16 protein-coding genes are annotated in these 15,729 nt (G+C 65.6%); 7 read left to right on the top strand and 9 right to left on the bottom strand.

Annotated elements, in window-relative coordinates:
* The first annotated feature begins 5 nt into the window (after positions 1-5).
* Positions 6-728, top strand: a complete 723-nt coding sequence (locus tag BAU07_RS23415; RefSeq protein WP_066663145.1) for an amino acid ABC transporter ATP-binding protein — start codon at positions 6-8, stop codon at positions 726-728.
* Here the strand turns inward: BAU07_RS23415 and BAU07_RS23410 are convergent.
* On the bottom strand, positions 718-1,623 hold the full coding sequence (locus tag BAU07_RS23410; protein WP_066663139.1) for a LysR family transcriptional regulator: 906 nt from the start codon (positions 1,621-1,623) through the stop codon (positions 718-720). The two genes, BAU07_RS23415 and BAU07_RS23410, sit on opposite strands and share 11 nt — an antisense overlap.
* A gap of 498 nt (positions 1,624-2,121) precedes the next feature.
* On the opposite strand from BAU07_RS23410, the gene BAU07_RS27280 reads away from it, so the two are divergent.
* Positions 2,122-2,391, top strand: a complete 270-nt coding sequence (locus BAU07_RS27280) for a hypothetical protein (protein ID WP_157122411.1) — start codon at positions 2,122-2,124, stop codon at positions 2,389-2,391.
* Positions 2,392-2,512: 121 nt separating this feature from the next.
* Here the strand turns inward: BAU07_RS27280 and gcvA are convergent, their stop codons facing one another.
* Positions 2,513-3,421: a transcriptional regulator GcvA gene (gcvA, locus tag BAU07_RS23405; RefSeq protein ID WP_066663136.1), complete on the bottom strand. Its 909-nt coding sequence runs from the start codon at positions 3,419-3,421 to the stop codon at positions 2,513-2,515.
* 151 nt (positions 3,422-3,572) lie between these two features.
* Here gcvA and BAU07_RS23400 point away from each other — a divergent pair, with 151 nt between their 5' ends.
* Genes BAU07_RS23400 through leuB form a run of 4 tightly spaced genes read left to right on the top strand, consistent with a single transcriptional unit; the run spans position 3,573 to position 7,722 of the window.
* Positions 3,573-4,547, top strand: a complete 975-nt coding sequence (locus BAU07_RS23400) for a Bug family tripartite tricarboxylate transporter substrate binding protein (RefSeq protein ID WP_066663134.1) — start codon at positions 3,573-3,575, stop codon at positions 4,545-4,547.
* A 44-nt stretch (positions 4,548-4,591) separates the two neighbouring features.
* Positions 4,592-6,016 (top strand): 3-isopropylmalate dehydratase large subunit, encoded by a 1,425-nt coding sequence (gene leuC / locus BAU07_RS23395; RefSeq protein ID WP_066663131.1) that lies wholly within the window; start codon positions 4,592-4,594, stop codon positions 6,014-6,016.
* A 2-nt stretch (positions 6,017-6,018) separates the two neighbouring features.
* A complete protein-coding gene (gene leuD / locus BAU07_RS23390; RefSeq protein WP_066663129.1) occupies positions 6,019-6,618 on the top strand; it encodes a 3-isopropylmalate dehydratase small subunit in 600 nt (199 codons plus the stop codon).
* Between the two features lie 27 nt (positions 6,619-6,645).
* Positions 6,646-7,722: a 3-isopropylmalate dehydrogenase gene (gene leuB / locus BAU07_RS23385; RefSeq protein WP_066663126.1), complete on the top strand. Its 1,077-nt coding sequence runs from the start codon at positions 6,646-6,648 to the stop codon at positions 7,720-7,722.
* Between the two features lie 78 nt (positions 7,723-7,800).
* Here leuB and BAU07_RS23380 read toward each other — a convergent pair whose 3' ends face one another.
* The 7 genes from BAU07_RS23380 to gshA form a co-directional block, all read right to left on the bottom strand.
* On the bottom strand, positions 7,801-8,280 hold the full coding sequence (locus tag BAU07_RS23380; protein WP_066663125.1) for a DUF6644 family protein: 480 nt from the start codon (positions 8,278-8,280) through the stop codon (positions 7,801-7,803).
* Positions 8,277-8,660, bottom strand: a complete 384-nt coding sequence (locus BAU07_RS23375; protein ID WP_066663123.1) for a DUF6152 family protein — start codon at positions 8,658-8,660, stop codon at positions 8,277-8,279. The genes BAU07_RS23380 and BAU07_RS23375 overlap by 4 nt, the downstream gene beginning before the upstream one ends.
* Before the next feature lie 16 nt (positions 8,661-8,676).
* Positions 8,677-10,746 carry a TRAP transporter large permease gene (locus tag BAU07_RS23370; protein ID WP_066663120.1) on the bottom strand — a complete coding sequence of 690 codons (2,070 nt, stop codon included), beginning with the start codon at positions 10,744-10,746 and terminating at the stop codon, positions 8,677-8,679.
* Positions 10,743-11,366 (bottom strand): TRAP transporter small permease subunit, encoded by a 624-nt coding sequence (locus BAU07_RS23365; protein WP_066663117.1) that lies wholly within the window; start codon positions 11,364-11,366, stop codon positions 10,743-10,745. Before BAU07_RS23365 ends, BAU07_RS23370 begins: the two co-directional genes overlap by 4 nt.
* Before the next feature lie 37 nt (positions 11,367-11,403).
* Positions 11,404-12,528 carry a TRAP transporter substrate-binding protein gene (locus BAU07_RS23360; RefSeq protein ID WP_066663114.1) on the bottom strand — a complete coding sequence of 375 codons (1,125 nt, stop codon included), beginning with the start codon at positions 12,526-12,528 and terminating at the stop codon, positions 11,404-11,406.
* Between the two features lie 258 nt (positions 12,529-12,786).
* Complete coding sequence (locus BAU07_RS23355) at positions 12,787-13,338, bottom strand: lipocalin family protein (protein ID WP_066663111.1); 552 nt, start codon at positions 13,336-13,338, stop codon at positions 12,787-12,789.
* Between the two features lie 60 nt (positions 13,339-13,398).
* Entirely contained in the window at positions 13,399-14,985 is a 1,587-nt protein-coding gene (gene gshA, locus BAU07_RS23350; protein WP_066663108.1) for a glutamate--cysteine ligase, read from the bottom strand.
* A gap of 170 nt (positions 14,986-15,155) precedes the next feature.
* Here gshA and BAU07_RS23345 point away from each other — a divergent pair, with 170 nt between their 5' ends.
* The gene (locus BAU07_RS23345; RefSeq protein WP_232338188.1) at positions 15,156-15,725 is read left to right on the top strand and encodes a hypothetical protein; all 570 of its coding nucleotides are present in this window, start codon (positions 15,156-15,158) and stop codon (positions 15,723-15,725) included.
* The last annotated feature ends 4 nt before the right edge of the window (positions 15,726-15,729 follow it).

Raw genomic sequence — 15,729 nt, 5'->3', positions numbered from 1 at the left:
TTCCCATGATCGAATTCAAGAACGTCAGTAAATGGTACGGCGACTATCTCGCCCTCGATAATGTCAACGCCATGGTGCAGCAGGGCGAGGTACTGGTCGTATGTGGGCCCTCCGGATCTGGCAAGTCGACGCTGATCCGCACGATCAACCGCCTGGAGCCCATCCAGAAAGGCGCCATCCTGATCGACGGAGTGGACGTCCATCAATGCGGATCGATCGACCGTATGCGCAGCCATATCGGCTTCGTGTTTCAGCAGTTCAACCTGTTTCCACACATGAACGTGCGCGAGAACCTTATCATGGCGCCGCTGCTGCTGAAACGCATGGGCAAAGGCGAGGCGCGCGACCATGCCCATGCGCTGCTCGACCGCGTCGGGCTGGCGCACAAGGCCGAGGCCTACCCCGGCGAATTGTCAGGCGGGCAGCAGCAACGCGTGGCGATTGCGCGGGCGCTAGCCATGAAGCCGCGCATCATGCTGTTCGACGAGCCCACCAGCGCCCTCGACCCGGAGATGGTCAACGAGGTGCTGCAGGTGATGAAGTCCCTGGCCGCCGATGGCATGACTATGGTCTGCGTTACGCACGAAATGAACTTCGCGCGCGACGTGGCTGATACGGTGTGGTTCATGGATGCCGGCGCCATTGTCGAGCGGGCGCCGCCTGGGGAATTCTTCGCCCGGCCGGGCACGGACCGGGCACGCAAGTTCCTATCGGACATCAGGCATTGAGGCCGCCGTAAGGCCGTGAAAAATCGCAGACGTCCCGTGCAATGCGCGCGATCTCGCGATAGAACATGGTGTTCGACTGTTTGGCATACATGGCGCAGTAGAGCGAACTGGGCATGGGCTTGGTGGCGCGCGCCAGTATCAGTTTGCGGCTCTTGATCAAGTCGGAGAAAAAAGCCGTGGGAATGCATGCGACCCCGAAACCGGCTACGGTCATCCCCACCATGGCCTGCAGGCTGTTGATGGTGAACAGGTTGGACTGCGGCGTGTAGGGCGCCAGCCATTCGTCGTAAATGGCATTCAGGGCCGAATCCGGGTCCTGCCGCACGATGTTCATGCGCGAGATATCTTCGGGCGAATAGACCCGCGACGGCGAGACGACTGCCGGGCTTCCCGCCCATGCGAAATCCACCTGCGCGATGGGCTCGGCTTCCAGGTGCGGGTGGCGCACCTCCCAATGCACGATCGCCATGTCCAACTGCCCGTTCGACAGGCTCTTCTGCAACTGCCAGGCCATATCGATCTTCGGCTGAACAACCAGTTCGGGAAACGCGTTGCGCAAGGTCTGCATCAGCTGCGGCAACCATGTCATGGCGGTTATTTCGGTGATTCCCAGCCGCAGCGAGCCCGAGAAAGGCTTGAAGCCCTTGATCTTCAGCAGCATCTGGTCGCGCCGGCCCAGCAGGTCGGCGGCCATCTCCAGCAGCTCTTCCCCGGTGCGCGTCAGGGTGGCTTTCTGTCCGCTGCGGTTGAAGATCTGGACGTCGAAGCCCGTTTCCAGCTCCTGGATGCGTTTGGTGATGGCCGATTGCGTCGTGTTCAAGCGCTCGGCGGCATTGGCGAAGCCGTTGAGATGGACGACCCAGTAAAGGGCTTCGATCTGCTTGAAAGTGAGCATGTCGGTTTCGAAATGATGTGCCTGCGGGTAGGGGATCGATCAATCGACGCGCGCGTCGGGACGGGTGTCTGTGCCGGCCTGTTTTTGAAGCGGTTCGATGGCGGCCGGGTGGCGGCGTGGAGGGTGGCTTGCCCGGCGACGCGATGGTATGGAGAAGCCGTAATGCAAGCCTTGCCATCATGTGAGCCACGCCACACCGGCGGCGTCCCTCGTTGCACGCCGGGCGAACCGGAAAACGAGAAATTCGTCCGGCTATGCACCGTCATGAAGGCCGAGGATATTTCCGCTGGAATGTTACCTTGTTTGCGCGGCAGGCGAGGCGATAGATGGCCATGATTCAAACGACAAAGCGATGGATGACCGAACGGGCCTGCCATGGAAAGCGATTGCATCGACGCATCCTTCGTACATGCCTTGCACGCCGCATGGAACGAATTGCCTGTCCTGCGCACGTAACGCCCTCACTGGCGCGAGTCAGGACAATCATGGGTAACACATATGAGTATCAGCACTACGGCAGCACACGGCTCCTGTCTTTCCCCAATCCAGGCAAGTCCGGCTGCCCTCCAGGACGAGGGAAAATGCCGCCTTCGCAAGGTGAGCGATCTGCGCGCCCTGTTGGACGCCACCGCGTCCGAGCCTTTGCTTATCGATGAAGAACTGGAGGTCGAGACCCCATCGCTCGAAGAGGCCTTCGCCTCATATCCCTATCCGGTCGAGGGCAAATCGGAATCTTCCTGGCCTGCCAGTCCGAAAACGGACCGCTAGCGCCTGAGCGCAGGCAGTTGGGCACCGCGACGCACGCGCCGGGGTGCCCAAGGCAGGCAAGGGAGCATCCCGTCGCGATGCGCCACGTCGAAGCGGCCATGCCCGCGCAAATGCCGCAGCGCTATCCCGCCAGGCGCGCTTCCATTTCTGCCGCTTCGCGCACGATCCAATCTTCGAACGCCTGCACGCGTTCGGGTTTCGGTCGATCGCTGCGATAGGCCAGGACATACGCGCCGGGCGTGGCGACGCGCAGGGCTAACGGCGCCACGAGCCGGCCGGCCAGCAGGTCGTCGCTGACGAAAGCCAGCTGCGCGATCATCACGCCCAGTTGGTCGATGGCCGCCTGGTACGCCAATGCGGCGTTTTCGAACTTCAGGCCGCTATTGCCATCCACATCGTGAACCCCCGCCGCCGAGAGCCAGGTCGGCCAGTCGTGCGGGCGGTTCAGGGAGCAAAGCAGCACGTGCTCCGCCAGGTCTTCCGGTGTGCTCAGCCGCGGCGCCTTGTCCAGCAGCCCCGGCGCGCAGACGGGCAGCAGCGTCTCGCCGAACAGGCGCCGGTAGCCCGGTCCGGCGGGCGGCTGAGTTTCCGAATGAATGCTGATGTCCACGTCCTCGCGGTCGAAGTCCGCGCGTTGATGGGAGGTGGTGATCTGCACGTCGATGTCGCGCCGCGCGGCATGGAAGCGGGCCAGGCGCGGCACCAGCCATTTGATCGCGAAGGTGGGCGGCAGCTTGATGCGCAGGCGGTGGTCGTCGGGCTGTTGCTGCAGCTGCCGTGTCGCCTGTTCGATCTGGTCCAGGGCCGCGCGCACCGTGCGGAAGTATGCCTGCCCGGGCCCGGTCAGTTCGATTCCGTGGCGCCCGCGCAGGAAGAGCTGGGCCTTGGTCCAGTCTTCCAGGGCGGCGACGTGGCGGCTGATCGCGCCCTGCGTGACGCAAAGCTCCTGCGCGGCCCGGGTGAAGCTGGCGTTGCGGGCCGACGCTTCGAAGGCGCGCAGCGCGTTCAGCGGAGGGAGGCGGCGAGACATGGGAGACCGGGCATTGGGTAGTGAGCAGGGCAGGCCAAGGTGGGTAGAGCATGAGTATTAATCATAGCTGACATGCCTTAATTTGGCTTGCGGCCTTGCGGGATAAAGCCAAGAATTGCGCCGTATCCTCTATAAAAATCCGGAGACAATCATGATCAAAGCGCATGCCTGGCTCGCGGCCGTGGTGCTGGCCGCCTGTAGTGTCGCGGGCACGACGCCCGCCCTCGCCGAATATCCCGACCATCCGATCAAAATGGTGGTGCCCTGGCCCCCCGGAGGCGGCGTGGACACGATGGGGCGCCTGATCGCGCAGGGTCTCTCCCAGCGCCTGGGGCAGCCGGTCGTCGTCGACAATCGCGCAGGCGCGGGCGGCAACATCGGCACCGAAGTGGCGTCGCGCCTGCCTGCCGACGGCTACAACCTGCTGATGGGCTCCATCAGCCCCAATGCCGTCAACAAGTACCTGTACTCGCACCTGGGCTTCGACCCGGTGAAGGACTTCGCGCCGATCGCCTACGTGTCTTCCGTGCCGAACATCCTGGTGGTGCCGGCGGCCTCGCCCTTCAAGACCATGCAGGAGCTGGTTGCGTACGCCAAGGCCAACCCTGGCAAGCTGAACTATGGTTCCGGCGGGGTCGGGTCGTCGCAGCACCTGGCCGCGGTGCAGTTCGCGGCCGCAACCAAGATCAATATCGTCCATGTCCCGTACAAGGGCACGTCTCCGGCGGAAGCGGATCTCATGGCCGGGCATATCTCGCTGATGCTCGACACCACGACCTGCCTGCCGATGATCAAGAGCGGCAAGCTGCGTGCGCTGGCGGTGGCCTCGCGCCAGCGCAATCCGGCCTTGCCGGACGTGCCGACCCTGGACGAGCTGGGCGTGCCGAATGTGTACGCCTCTTCCTGGTACGGCCTGATGGCGCCGGCCGGCACGCCGCAGCCCATCATCGACAAGCTGAACCAGGCCACCAACGAAGTGCTGAAGAGCGACGACATGCGCGCCCGCATGCTGGAGTACGGCGCCGAGATCGGCGGCGGTACGCCCGCGGAGTTCGCCTCGTTCATCGACTCCGAAATGAAGCGCTACAAGGACATCGTCGAGCTTTCGGGCGCCAAGCTCGATTGACCGGCCGCTCCGCCATTTCAACCGCATTCAACCGATCCCAGCCTATGTCATCCGCCTCCGCGCCCCGCACGCTGTTCGACAAGATCTGGTCGCGGCACCAGGTCCTTCAACGTGACGATGGGGCCAGCCTGTTGTATGTCGATCGCCATCTGGTCCAGGATGGCTCCGCGCCGGCCTTCGCCATGCTGCGCCAACGGGGACTGAGCGTCCACAGCCCGCAGCGCAGTTTCGCCACGCCGGACCACTATGTCCCGACCGACACGCGTGACTTGTCCACGATCGCCGATCCGGAAAAGCGCGCCATGGCGGATGCCCTGCGGCAGGATGCCAAGGAAGCGGGCATGCAGTTCTTCGGCCTGGACGACGCGCGCCAGGGCATCATCCACGTGGTCGGGCCGGAACAGGGGCTGAGCCTGCCCGGCATGCTGATCGTATGCGGCGACAGCCATACCGCCACGCATGGCGCGATGGGCGCGTTCGCCTTCGGCATCGGCGCCTCGGAAGTCGCCCACGTGCTGGCCACGCAATCGGTCTGGCAGCGCAAGCCACCGACGATGCGTGTGACGGTAACCGGCCGGCTGCAGGCCGGCGTGACGGCAAAGGACATCATCCTGGGCGTCATCGCGCAGATCGGCGCGGCAGGCGCAACCGGCCATGTCATCGAGTACGCCGGCCCCGCCATCACGGCGCTGTCCATGGAAGGCCGCATGACGGTGTGCAATATGTCGATCGAAGCGGGCGCGCGCGCCGGCATGATCGCGCCGGACGAGACGACCTTCGCCTGGCTGCATGGCCGTCCGTACGCGCCCTCGGGCGCGGCCTGGGACGAGGCCCTGGCGCAATGGCGCACCCTGCGCACGGATGACGGTGCGACGTTCGACCGCGAGGTCACGCTGGACGCCGGCGCCCTGCAGCCCATGGTCACGTGGGGCAACAGCCCGGAAGACGCCTTGCCGGTGTCCGGGCGCGTGCCCGACCCCGCGAGTGCGTCCGATGCGGCGCGCCAGGCTTCCATGGCGCGGACGCTGGAATACATGGGACTGCGTCCCGGCATGGCCCTGACGGACATCGCCGTCGACCGGGTCTTTATCGGGTCGTGTACCAACGGCCGCATTGAAGACCTGCGCCAGGCCGCCGAGGTCGCGCGCGGCCGGCGGGTCGCTGCCGGTGTGCAGGCCTGGGTCGTACCGGGTTCCCAGCAGGTCAAGCTGCAGGCGGAGCAGGAGGGCCTGGATCGGGTGTTCCGCGAGGCGGGCTTCGAATGGCGCTATGCAGGCTGTTCGATGTGCCTGGCGACCAACGGCGACCAGGTGGCGCCGGGCCAGCGCTGCGCGTCGACCTCCAACCGGAATTTCGTCGGCCGGCAGGGCCCTGGCTCGCGCACCCATTTGATGAGTCCCGTGATGGCCGCTGCCGCCGCGGTCAGCGGGCACCTTGCCGACCCGCGGCCTTTGCTGGACCGGAGCTGACCATGGAAGCCTTTCAACGACTTGATGCCGTCGCCTTGCCGGTGGCGCGCGCGAATGTGGACACCGACCAGATCGTGCCCGCGCGCTATCTGCAAAAGCCGCGCACCGATGACTTCGGCGCGTACCTGTTCCGCGACCTGCGCTACGCCAAGGACGGGACGGAGAATGCGGATTTCATCCTGAACCAGCCGCCTTACCGGCCCGCGCGCATTGTGGTGGCGCAACGCAATTTCGGTTGCGGCTCGTCGCGCGAGCATGCGGTCTGGGCGCTGTACGACTATGGCGTGCGCGCCGTGATCGCGCCCAGCTTCGGGGATATCTTTTTCTCCAACGCGCTGAAGAACGGCCTGTTGCCGATCGTCCTGCCCGACGCGGTCGTGGCCGGGATATTGCAGGCGCTGCAGGCGCGGCCGGGCGCCCGCATCGTGGTGGACCTAGCCGGGCAGAGCGTCACGGCGCCCGACGGCGCCACCCATGGCTTCGAGGTCGATGCCTTCTCCAAGCAGTGCCTGCTGCAAGGCATGGACGAACTCGACTACACCCTCACGCTTACCGACCGCATCGCCGCCTTCGAGCGGCAGCACGATGCGGTGGCGGGCTGACCCGCCCTTACTCTTGAAGGAACAGATATGAAAATCGCAGTCATGCCCGGTGACGGCATCGGCAAGGAAGTGACCGCACAGGCGGTAAAAGTGCTGCATGCCGTGCTGGGATCCAGCGCCAATGTGGAACTGGTGGAAGCCGCCATCGGCGGCGCGGGCATCGACGCGGCGGGCGATCCGCTGCCGGCCGCGACGTCCGAGATCGCGCGCAAGGCGGAGGCCATCCTGTTCGGCGCCGCCGGCATGCCGGGCGACGAAGCCATCCCCTTCGCGATGCGGCCCGGCGCCAGCCTGCTGCGGCTGCGCAGGGAGCTGGAACTCTTCGCGAATTTCCGTCCGGCCTTCCTGTTCCCGGAGTTGATCGGTGCATCCACCCTGAAGCCCGAGGTGGTGGAAGGGCTGGACCTGATGATCCTGCGCGAACTGACTGGCGATGCCTATTTCGGCGAGCCGCGTGGTATCCGCGTCACTGAAAAGGGCGAGCGAGAAGGCTACAACACGATGCGCTACAGCGAGTCCGAAGTCGAGCGCATCGCGCATGTCGCCTTCAAGACCGCGCGGCTGCGGCGCCGCAAGGTATGCTCGGTCGATAAGGCGAATGTGCTGGAAGTCGGCCAGTTGTGGCGCGAGGTCGTTACCCGCGTGGGCGAGCAATATCCCGATGTGGAGCTGACCCACCTGTTCGTCGACGCGGCGGCGATGATGCTGATGCGCCATCCCAAGCAGTTCGACGTCATGGTCACGGGCAACATCTTCGGCGACATCCTGTCGGACGCAGCGGCGATGCTGACCGGTTCGATCGGCATGCTGCCCTCGGCGTCGCTGAGCTATGGGCAGAAGGGCCTCTACGAGCCGGTCCACGGTACCGCGCCGGACATTGCCGGCAAGAACCTGGCGAACCCCATCGCGTCCATCCTTTCGATGGCGATGATGCTGCGCTATACGTTCAACCAGACAGAAAACGCCGATCGCGTCGAACAGGCCGTGCGCACGGTGCTGGCGGACGGATACCGCACGCCGGACATCCAGCAGCCGGGCTGCCAGCGCGTCGGCACGGAGGAGATGGGCGATGCGGTCGCCACGGCGGTGAAGAAGGGCCGCTGAGCGCGCGCGGACGCTTGCAGGCGCACGCCGGTCCCGTGGGCTGCGTGCGGCTTGCCGCGTGCCGCGACAGGCGTAACGCTACAGAAACCCGATCCAGCGCCCCGCCACGATCGCGCTCAGCCAGAACAGCAGCGAAAGGGCGGCGTGTACCCGTATGGAACCGGGGATGTCCGGTCCCGCCAGGGCGCGCCGCCAACCCGGCCCCGCATGCAGCCACAGCGCGTTGGCGATGCCGAGCCCCACGATGGCGAGCTTGGCGAGGAAGGCCGGATTGCGGACATATTCATCCGGTTTCACCGAGAACAGCAGCAGGCCGGTCACCGCCGCCACCAGTAGCGCGATGGCCGCCATGCGCGACAGGTAGGGGCCGAATTCGCTCAAGGGCAGGGTGCCCCGCGCGCGCAGCAGGCGCAGGTCCAGCGCCATGATGGAGCCGATCAGCACGCCCAGCGCAGCGATATGCGCGGCGTTGGCCAGCAGGTAGCCGATGCTCGAATCGCGCAGGAAAACCGCGAAGGGCAATGCGGCGACCCACTGCAGCACGGCATCGAGATTCACCGGCGTATCCGGTCCGGATAGATGTCGTAGGTCTTGCCGTCGACCGACACCTGTACCGCCTTCATGCGTTTCTCCGCGTGATCGCGCGCCCGATTGCCGGTGGCCACGATGGACTGCCCGGCCTTGGCCGATGTCTCGTTGAAACCCGATTCCCGGGTCTGCGAGGGATTGCCGAGCTCCACGCGCCAAAGGCCGTCGTTCTGCGTCTGCACCTCCAGATAGGGATGCGGCGGCGCGACGACCACCTGCTTGACGACGCCGGTGAGGCGCATCTGGTCTTCATCGGCCCAGGACCAGCCATGATGGGCGGCGGCCGTCGCCGCCAGCAGTGTGCTCATCGCAAAGCCGGCGGCGACGCGTGCGATAGGGAATAGGGGCATGATCGTCCTCTCCAGGTCAACCGTACAAAAGCGCGGGCAGCCACAGGCCGATGCCGGGAAAGACATACAGCAGGAAGATGGCGACTATCTGGATCCCCATGAAGGGGAGCATGCCCACGAAGATACTGTTCAGGGTCACATGCGGCGGCGCCACGCCCTTCAGGTAGAAGGCCGCCATGGCGACCGGCGGCGACAGGAAGGCAGTCTGCAGGTTCAGCGCCACCAGCAGCCCGAAGAACAGCGGGTCGATCTCGAACGTTTGCAGCAGCGGCACGAAGATCGGCATGAAGATCACGATGATCTCGGTCCACTCCAGCGGCCAGCCGAGCAGGAAGATAATGACTTGCGCGAGCAGCAGGAATTCCAGCTTGCTCAGGCCCAGCGACAACACCCATGCCTCCACCAGGGCCTGCCCGCCCAGCAGTGCGAAGGCGGCCGAGAAAATCGACGAGCCGACGAACAGCCAGCACACCATGGCAGTGGTCTTGGTCGTCAGGTAGACGGATTCCTTCAACATGGGCATGTTCAGCCGTCGATAGGCCAGCGCCAGCAAGGCGCCGCCCAGCGCGCCCATGGCGGCGGCCTCGCTGGGCGTGGCCAGGCCGAAGGTGATCGAGCCCAGCACCGCGGCGATCATGATGGCCAGCGGAAAGAAGGACTCCAACAGCATGCGGAAAATCTGCAGCCGCGGCCAGTTGAGCAACAGGTAGAACAACACGACCATCGCGGCCAGGATGGCGAAGGCGATCCAATAGCCGTTGGGTGCCGGCAGGCGGCTGGCGGGATCGCTGGCCTCGGCCGCGGTCGGCGTCGCCTGTGGCGCCCCGGCGCTTGCCGGTCGGGCGGTCCCCGGGTCCGCCGACGCTGCGCGCGCAACCTCCGTGCCGGTTTGCGCCGTGCTCGCCGGCGCGTCGGGCGATGCGTGCACCGGTGGTTCGGCGAGCGCGCCGGTCGCGGGCGGTTCGCCCAGCGTACCGGTGGCGGGCGGTTCAGCCAGGGCGCCCGCCATGGGAGGCTCGGCCAGGCCGCCGGCGATGGGTTCCATCAAGCCGCCATCGCCGGGCGGCTCGGTACTTCCGCCCAGCCGCAACTCCGCGGGAATGTCGTAGGTGGCCGCCGGGGTGGTCACGACCTGGTGCAGTGCGCCCATGACCAGGGCAAACATGGCCAGCGGCGCGAAGGCGATGGCCAGGTGCGTCCAGACGAAAGGCCGCGATGCCGCGGCCACGCCGCGGCGCGGCTGGAACAGGGCTGCCAGCAGACCCACCACGGCGTTGCCGGGATGGACGCGGACGACCCGCGCGGCGTCTTCGGGCAGGGGAATATGGCGGTCGCTGGCGGACAGGCGCGGCGCCAGGTCCGGCCTGAAGGCGGAAAGGCCCACCACGTAAAGGACATAAAGCCCGGTCAGCATGATGCCGGGCAGGAGCGCGCCGGCGTATAGCTGCACGACCGACACGCCCGTGGTGGCGCCGTAGACGATCAGCATCACCGAAGGCGGTATCAGAATGCCCAGGCAACCCCCGGCCGTGATGGAACCTGCCGTCAGTCCGGTGCTGTAGCCGGCTTTCAGCATGGCAGGCATGGCCAGCAGGCCCATCAGCGTCACTACCGCGCCAACGATCCCGGTTGCAGTGGCGAATATTGCGCACGTCAGCAGCGTGGCCACCGCCAGGGCCCCAGGTAGCCGCGCCAGCGCCAGATGCATCGACCGGAACAGCTTTTCGATGAGGTTGGCGCGCTCCACCAGGTAGCCCATGAAGACGAACAGCGGGATGGAGATCAGCGATTCGTTGGTCATGGTGGCGTAGGTTCGCTGCACCATCAGGTCCAGCGTCTGGCGCACGGCATGCAGGCTGAAGCCGTCGCCGTGCATCGAATAGGCCAGGAAGGTGAACAGTACGCCCATGCCCATGAGCGTGAAGGCCGTGGGAAAACCCAGCATGATCGCCACGACGATCAACGCCAGCATGAGCAGGCCGATGTGCCCTGAATTGAGGTTGCCCCATGGTGTCAGGAAGACAATCATGCCCACCACGATGGCGATGCAGGAAAGGCCGAACCACAACGCCTTGTTGATCCTCATGGGCGGTGTCCCTGGTCGACCGCGTAGCGGTCCAGTTCGGCGATGTCCTCGTCCTTGACGTGGACCATCTCCTTGAGTTTTTCCACATCCACCTCCTCGACATCCTCGGCGCGGCGCGGCCACGCTCCCAGCCGCAGGCACAGCGCGCAGCGCAGGATCTCGGCGATCCCCTGCAGCAGCAGGAACGCGCCGGCGATGGGAATGAAGACCTTGAACGGATAGATAGGCGGCCCATCGGCCATCAGCGATGAATGCTCGCGGATGGCGATCGACTCGCCGGCGTAATACCAGCCCGCCCACACCATGGCGGTGACGCCCGGCAGGAAGAACACCACGTACAGCAGCAGGTCCAGTCCGGCCTGCACGCGCGGCGGCAGGAAGCCGTACAGAATGTCCCCGCGCACGTGGCCATTCTTGGCCAGCGTATAGGCCCCGGCCATCATGAACATGATGCCGTAGTACATCATCTGCAGGTCGAAGGCCCACGCGCTGGGGCGGTTGAACAAATAGCGCGCGAGCACTTCCCAGACGATGTGCAAGGTCAGGGCCACGATGAGCCAGGCGAACGCCTTTCCCACGGCGGTCGACAGCCGGTCGACGAAACGGATGAACCCCATCATGGGAAAGCCGCCTCCTGGCGCGTGCGGCGTTCGCGTATCACGCTTTGGCTGCCGGCGCGGTGAAGTAGTGGTTGTAGGCCATGCGGAAATTCACCTGCGTGTCGCCCTGCCATTTGCCGGCGCGCTGGGCGAACGCCTTTTGCGAATCCAGCACCTTCTTGAAGAGCGGGTTCTCCGCGGATCGGCGCGCGATCATCTCGTCCCAGATCTTCAGCTGCTGCTGCAATATCGCGTCCGGGGTCTTGTAGAACTTGACCTTCTTCTCGTTCTGCAGCGTGATGTAGTCTTCCGAGTAGCGGTTCAACGCCTTCCACGACATATCGGCGCTGGATGCCTGGGCGGCATAGCGCAGCAGGTGCTTGAGGTGATCCGGCAGGGTGTTGTATTTGTCCTTGTTGAAGAGGATCTCGAACTGTTCGGCGCTCTGGTGAAAGCTTTGCAGCATGCAGATCTTCGACACGTCAGGGAAACCGAGCGCCAGGTCGGACGAGGCATTGTTGAATTCCGCGCCGTCCAGCAGCCCGCGGTCCAGCGCCGGGACGATTTCCCCGCCGGGCAGCGCGTTGACCGCGGCGCCCATGGCCGTATACATATCGATCGCCAGGCCGACGGTACGGAATTTCAGTCCTTTGACGTCGTCGGCGCGCGTGATGGGTTTCTTGAACCAGCCAAAGGGTTGCGTCGGCATGGGCCCGTACATCAGGGAGACCACGTTCGCACCCATGGCCTTTTGAATTTCTTCCAGCAGTTCCTTGCCGCCGCCGTATTCGTGCCAGGCCAGCAGCATGTTCGCGTCCATACCGAAGGACGGGCCCGAACCCCATAGCGCGACCGCCGTATTCTTGCCGTACCAATAGGCGACCACGCCATGACCGCCGTCCAGCGTGCCCGCGGATACGGCATCGAGCAGGTCGAAAGCCTTGACCACCGCGCCCGCGGGCAGGATTTCGATCTTCAACTGGCCGCCGGCCATATCGTTGACCTTGCGCGCGTAGTCCTGTGCGAACTCGTGGAAGATGTCCTTGCTGGGCCAGGTGCTCTGGAACCGCAAGGTAATGGGGGATTGCGCGGGAACGACGGCGGGAAAACCCAGCGCCGCGGTGCCGGCGACCGCGGTGGCACCCGAGAGGAATTTGCGTCGTGAACCTGTTTGGCGTTGCATGGCATTGTCTCCTGTGGGCTGCTGGTGAACCATCATCGTTATGGAACCGCCCCGACTTCTCTATGCCGCTTTGCGTTCAGCGCTTGGTTTTGCCGCCTTGTCCGCGTGCGCGGGCTGCCCGTTGCCGGGCTGCCTGCATCCCCAGTTCCGCATTACACGCCCGCGCCGCCGCGTTGACAATTGGCTGAACGTCAGGACTAACCCGCAGGGCGAGTCATCCGGATGGGGGGAGGGACGGTGGGGGAGCGGGTGTGGCCGCTAATGGATGGCGGCCGCGGCCGCGCTGTGCGGGGTGTAGCGCAGGTCCTGGACGGCGAAGCCCTTGTCGCGGGCGATGGCCTTGGCTTTTTCCAGATCAGCGGGGGGAAGTGTCGGGGTGCGCGCCAGGATCCAGAGCGACTTGCGGCTGGGCGAGCCCACCACGGACCAGCTGTAGTCGGGCGCCAGCCCGATGATCCAATAGTCGCCGCTGAAGGGTGGCAGGATGGTGACTTCCAGCTTCGCATTGCCGCTTCCGGCCACGGGTTCGGCCAGTCCGCGTACTTCCTGGACGTCGCCGTCCTTGGTGCGGCAGGCGTTCACCACATCGATGGCCTTGTCGGTCCTGGCACGGTACAGCGCGACGGTATCGCTGACGCAATGGCGCTGGAAAAAGCGCGGCAGGCGCGCGATCTCATACCACTTGCCCAGGTAGTTTTGCAGATTCACCGCGGGAACGGCCGTGAGCTCGGCACCTTGTCCCGCGAAGGCGGGGGCCGAGGCCAGGACGAGGGCCAGGCATAAGGACGACGCACAGGGGCGAACAGGCATGAGGCCTCCCGCGGTATGGACCAGGACAGGCCGGGCGGCATCGCGCGACCTGTCCACGCATCATACTTGCGGGACCTGGGTGCCAGGCGCCTTCAGGGCCTGGTGATACCGTAAAACATATGTGTCAAAGTCCATCGTGTCGCTCGCCTCAATGGCCTTCTGTTCGTCCAGCGAGGCGCGCGCCATCGCGGCGTAGGCGGCGGTTTTTTCCGCTGGGAGCGGGCTGGACAGCAAGGCCTGCGCGTGGCGGCGGCTTTGGTCGAGCGTGTAATCCAGGAAACCTGCGCCGCTTTCCCGCATGGCCGCCAGCAAGCGCGCGGAGGGCGTCGCGCCGGGGTCCTCCAGCTTGCCGGCCTGCGCCGCGACCGCGGCGCGATAGGCCTGGCCGCCATACGCGGCATCCAGGACTTCGGCGTAGGGCAGTATGCGATCAAGCAGCTCCTTGCCCCATCCCGGCAAGCCGGCGGACTTGCCGTCCCGGCCCAGTTCGATGCCGGGGCGGCGGCCTTCGTTGACCACCAGGTTGAAGTTGCCCGCGCTCGTGGTACAGAATCCGCCGTCCTCGAAATACGGGCTGTCGCTGGCGGCGCAGAACAACAGGAAGGCATCGACGAAACGGCAGGTGTCCGCCGCGATGCCCACCGGTTCGAACGGGTCGATGTCCAGGCAGCGGACCTCCACATACTGCACGCCACGTTCGGCCAGTGCGGTGATGGGCCGCTCGCAGCGCCCCGTGGCGCGCTTGGGCCGGATGCTGGAGTAGTACTCGTTCTCTATCTGCAGGACGTTGGTATTCAACTGGATCCACTCGCCGTCGCGATGCGTGCCCAGGGCCTCGTAGGCGGGCCACGGCTGCGTGACCGCGCCATGCAGCCGCTGCAGGAAAGTGGCCAGGTCGTTGTAGCAGAGCTTGAGCTGCGACTGAGCCTTGTTCTGGTAACCCAGGTCGCCCATGCGCAGGCTGGTGGCATACGGCAGGTAAAGCGTGTCCTGGTCCAGCGACTGCAGGGGATGGGCACGGCCGCGCAGGAAGTCCCGCGACAGCGCGGGCGCCGAACCAAACAAATACATCAACAGCCACGAATAGCGGGTGAAATTGCGGATCAGCCCGATATACCCCGCGGACCGGCGGTCCTGCTCGGTATCGCCGGGCAGGTCCAGCAGTTCCCAGACGCGATCGTCCAGTGAAAAGTTGTAGTGGACGCCCGCGATGCACTGCATGGTCTTGCCGTACCGGTAGGCCAGGCCGCGCCGGTAGACATGCTTGAGCATGCCGGTGTTGGACGTGCCGTACCAGGCGATGGGGATTTCGGCTTCTTCCGGCAGGCAGGCCGGCATGGACTGGTTCCAGATCAGTTCGCCGTCCAGTTGCGAGCAGACGAGACGGTGTATGTCCCGCAGCTCGTCCACCAGGGCGGCGACGTTGTCGTGCGTGCCGGTGATCAGTTCGAGCAACGCTTCCGAATAGTCCGTGGTGATGCGGGGGTGCGTCAGCGCGGAGCCGAGCGCCACAGGGTGGGGCGTGCGGGCGAGATGCCCGCGCGCATCGACCCGCAGGCCTTCTTTTTCGATGCCGCGCAGGGTACGGGCGAGCAATTCCCGGTTGGCGTCCAGGCGGGCAAGGCGTCGAGCGGCAATATCTGTCACGGCGGGCTTCTTGATGTCCAGGTTGATGTCGGCTGATTTTACGAGCAGCGCGGGCCAGGCCCCACAGTAACCTCCGCCGGACGGGGGAAATCGCGGTCGGCGCCGCCGGGGTATCGGCGACAATGGCGTATCGGATGTTATACGCCACTGGGCCACGGGACGCGCGGGCAATGAGCAAACTGATCGAACGGATACGCGACGCCGGCGGGGGCACGCCACGGATATCGGCCGCGCTGCCCGTTTTGCTGGCGTTGTGCGTGGCCCTGGCGACGGCGTGCACGCCCACCTATAACTGGCGCGAGATTGCCGTTGCCGACGGCGCGGTGCGTGCCAATTTCCCGGCGCGCGTCCAGACCGACACGCGGGAAATCGTGCTGGCGGGTCGCTCCCTGCGTTTTTCCCTGACTTCGGCCCGCGTGGGCGATGGCGTGTTCGCCGTCGGCCATGCGCCCTTGCCGCCCGAGCTGGCCGGCGATGTGGCGGGGCAGCGCAAGCTCGCCGACGGCATGCTGGCCGCCTTGCACCAGAACCTGGGCGCCGCGCCGCCGGCGGTCCCGCAGCCCTATGGCGCCGACATCGAGGTGCGGGGACAGGCCGGTGGGCATCCGGTATGGGCCCTGGCCCGCATATGGGTGCGGGACAACGTACTGGTGGAAGCCGTGGCGACGGGGTCCGAACAGGGCCTGCCGGCGGCGCCGGCGCGCGAATTCGTCCAGTCGGTGCGCCTGGGCGGCGGTTGAGCCG

Origin of the sequence: Bordetella flabilis (assembly GCF_001676725.1) — a bacterium.
GTDB classification, from domain to species: Bacteria; Pseudomonadota; Gammaproteobacteria; order Burkholderiales; family Burkholderiaceae_B; genus Bordetella_C; species Bordetella_C flabilis.
This window is presented reverse-complemented; position numbering and strand designations above follow the sequence as displayed.

Coding starts and splice junctions, on each gene's coding strand:
- BAU07_RS23415 (WP_066663145.1), top strand. CDS start 6: ATGATCGAATTCAAGAACGTCAGTAAATGGTACGGCGACTATCTCGCC.
- BAU07_RS23410 (WP_066663139.1), bottom strand. CDS start 1,623: ATGCTCACTTTCAAGCAGATCGAAGCCCTTTACTGGGTCGTCCATCTC.
- BAU07_RS27280 (WP_157122411.1), top strand. CDS start 2,122: ATGAGTATCAGCACTACGGCAGCACACGGCTCCTGTCTTTCCCCAATC.
- gcvA (WP_066663136.1), bottom strand. CDS start 3,421: ATGTCTCGCCGCCTCCCTCCGCTGAACGCGCTGCGCGCCTTCGAAGCG.
- BAU07_RS23400 (WP_066663134.1), top strand. CDS start 3,573: ATGATCAAAGCGCATGCCTGGCTCGCGGCCGTGGTGCTGGCCGCCTGT.
- leuC (WP_066663131.1), top strand. CDS start 4,592: ATGTCATCCGCCTCCGCGCCCCGCACGCTGTTCGACAAGATCTGGTCG.
- leuD (WP_066663129.1), top strand. CDS start 6,019: ATGGAAGCCTTTCAACGACTTGATGCCGTCGCCTTGCCGGTGGCGCGC.
- leuB (WP_066663126.1), top strand. CDS start 6,646: ATGAAAATCGCAGTCATGCCCGGTGACGGCATCGGCAAGGAAGTGACC.
- BAU07_RS23375 (WP_066663123.1), bottom strand. CDS start 8,660: ATGCCCCTATTCCCTATCGCACGCGTCGCCGCCGGCTTTGCGATGAGC.
- BAU07_RS23370 (WP_066663120.1), bottom strand. CDS start 10,746: ATGAGGATCAACAAGGCGTTGTGGTTCGGCCTTTCCTGCATCGCCATC.
- BAU07_RS23365 (WP_066663117.1), bottom strand. CDS start 11,366: ATGATGGGGTTCATCCGTTTCGTCGACCGGCTGTCGACCGCCGTGGGA.
- BAU07_RS23360 (WP_066663114.1), bottom strand. CDS start 12,528: ATGCAACGCCAAACAGGTTCACGACGCAAATTCCTCTCGGGTGCCACC.
- BAU07_RS23355 (WP_066663111.1), bottom strand. CDS start 13,338: ATGCCTGTTCGCCCCTGTGCGTCGTCCTTATGCCTGGCCCTCGTCCTG.
- BAU07_RS23345 (WP_232338188.1), top strand. CDS start 15,156: ATGAGCAAACTGATCGAACGGATACGCGACGCCGGCGGGGGCACGCCA.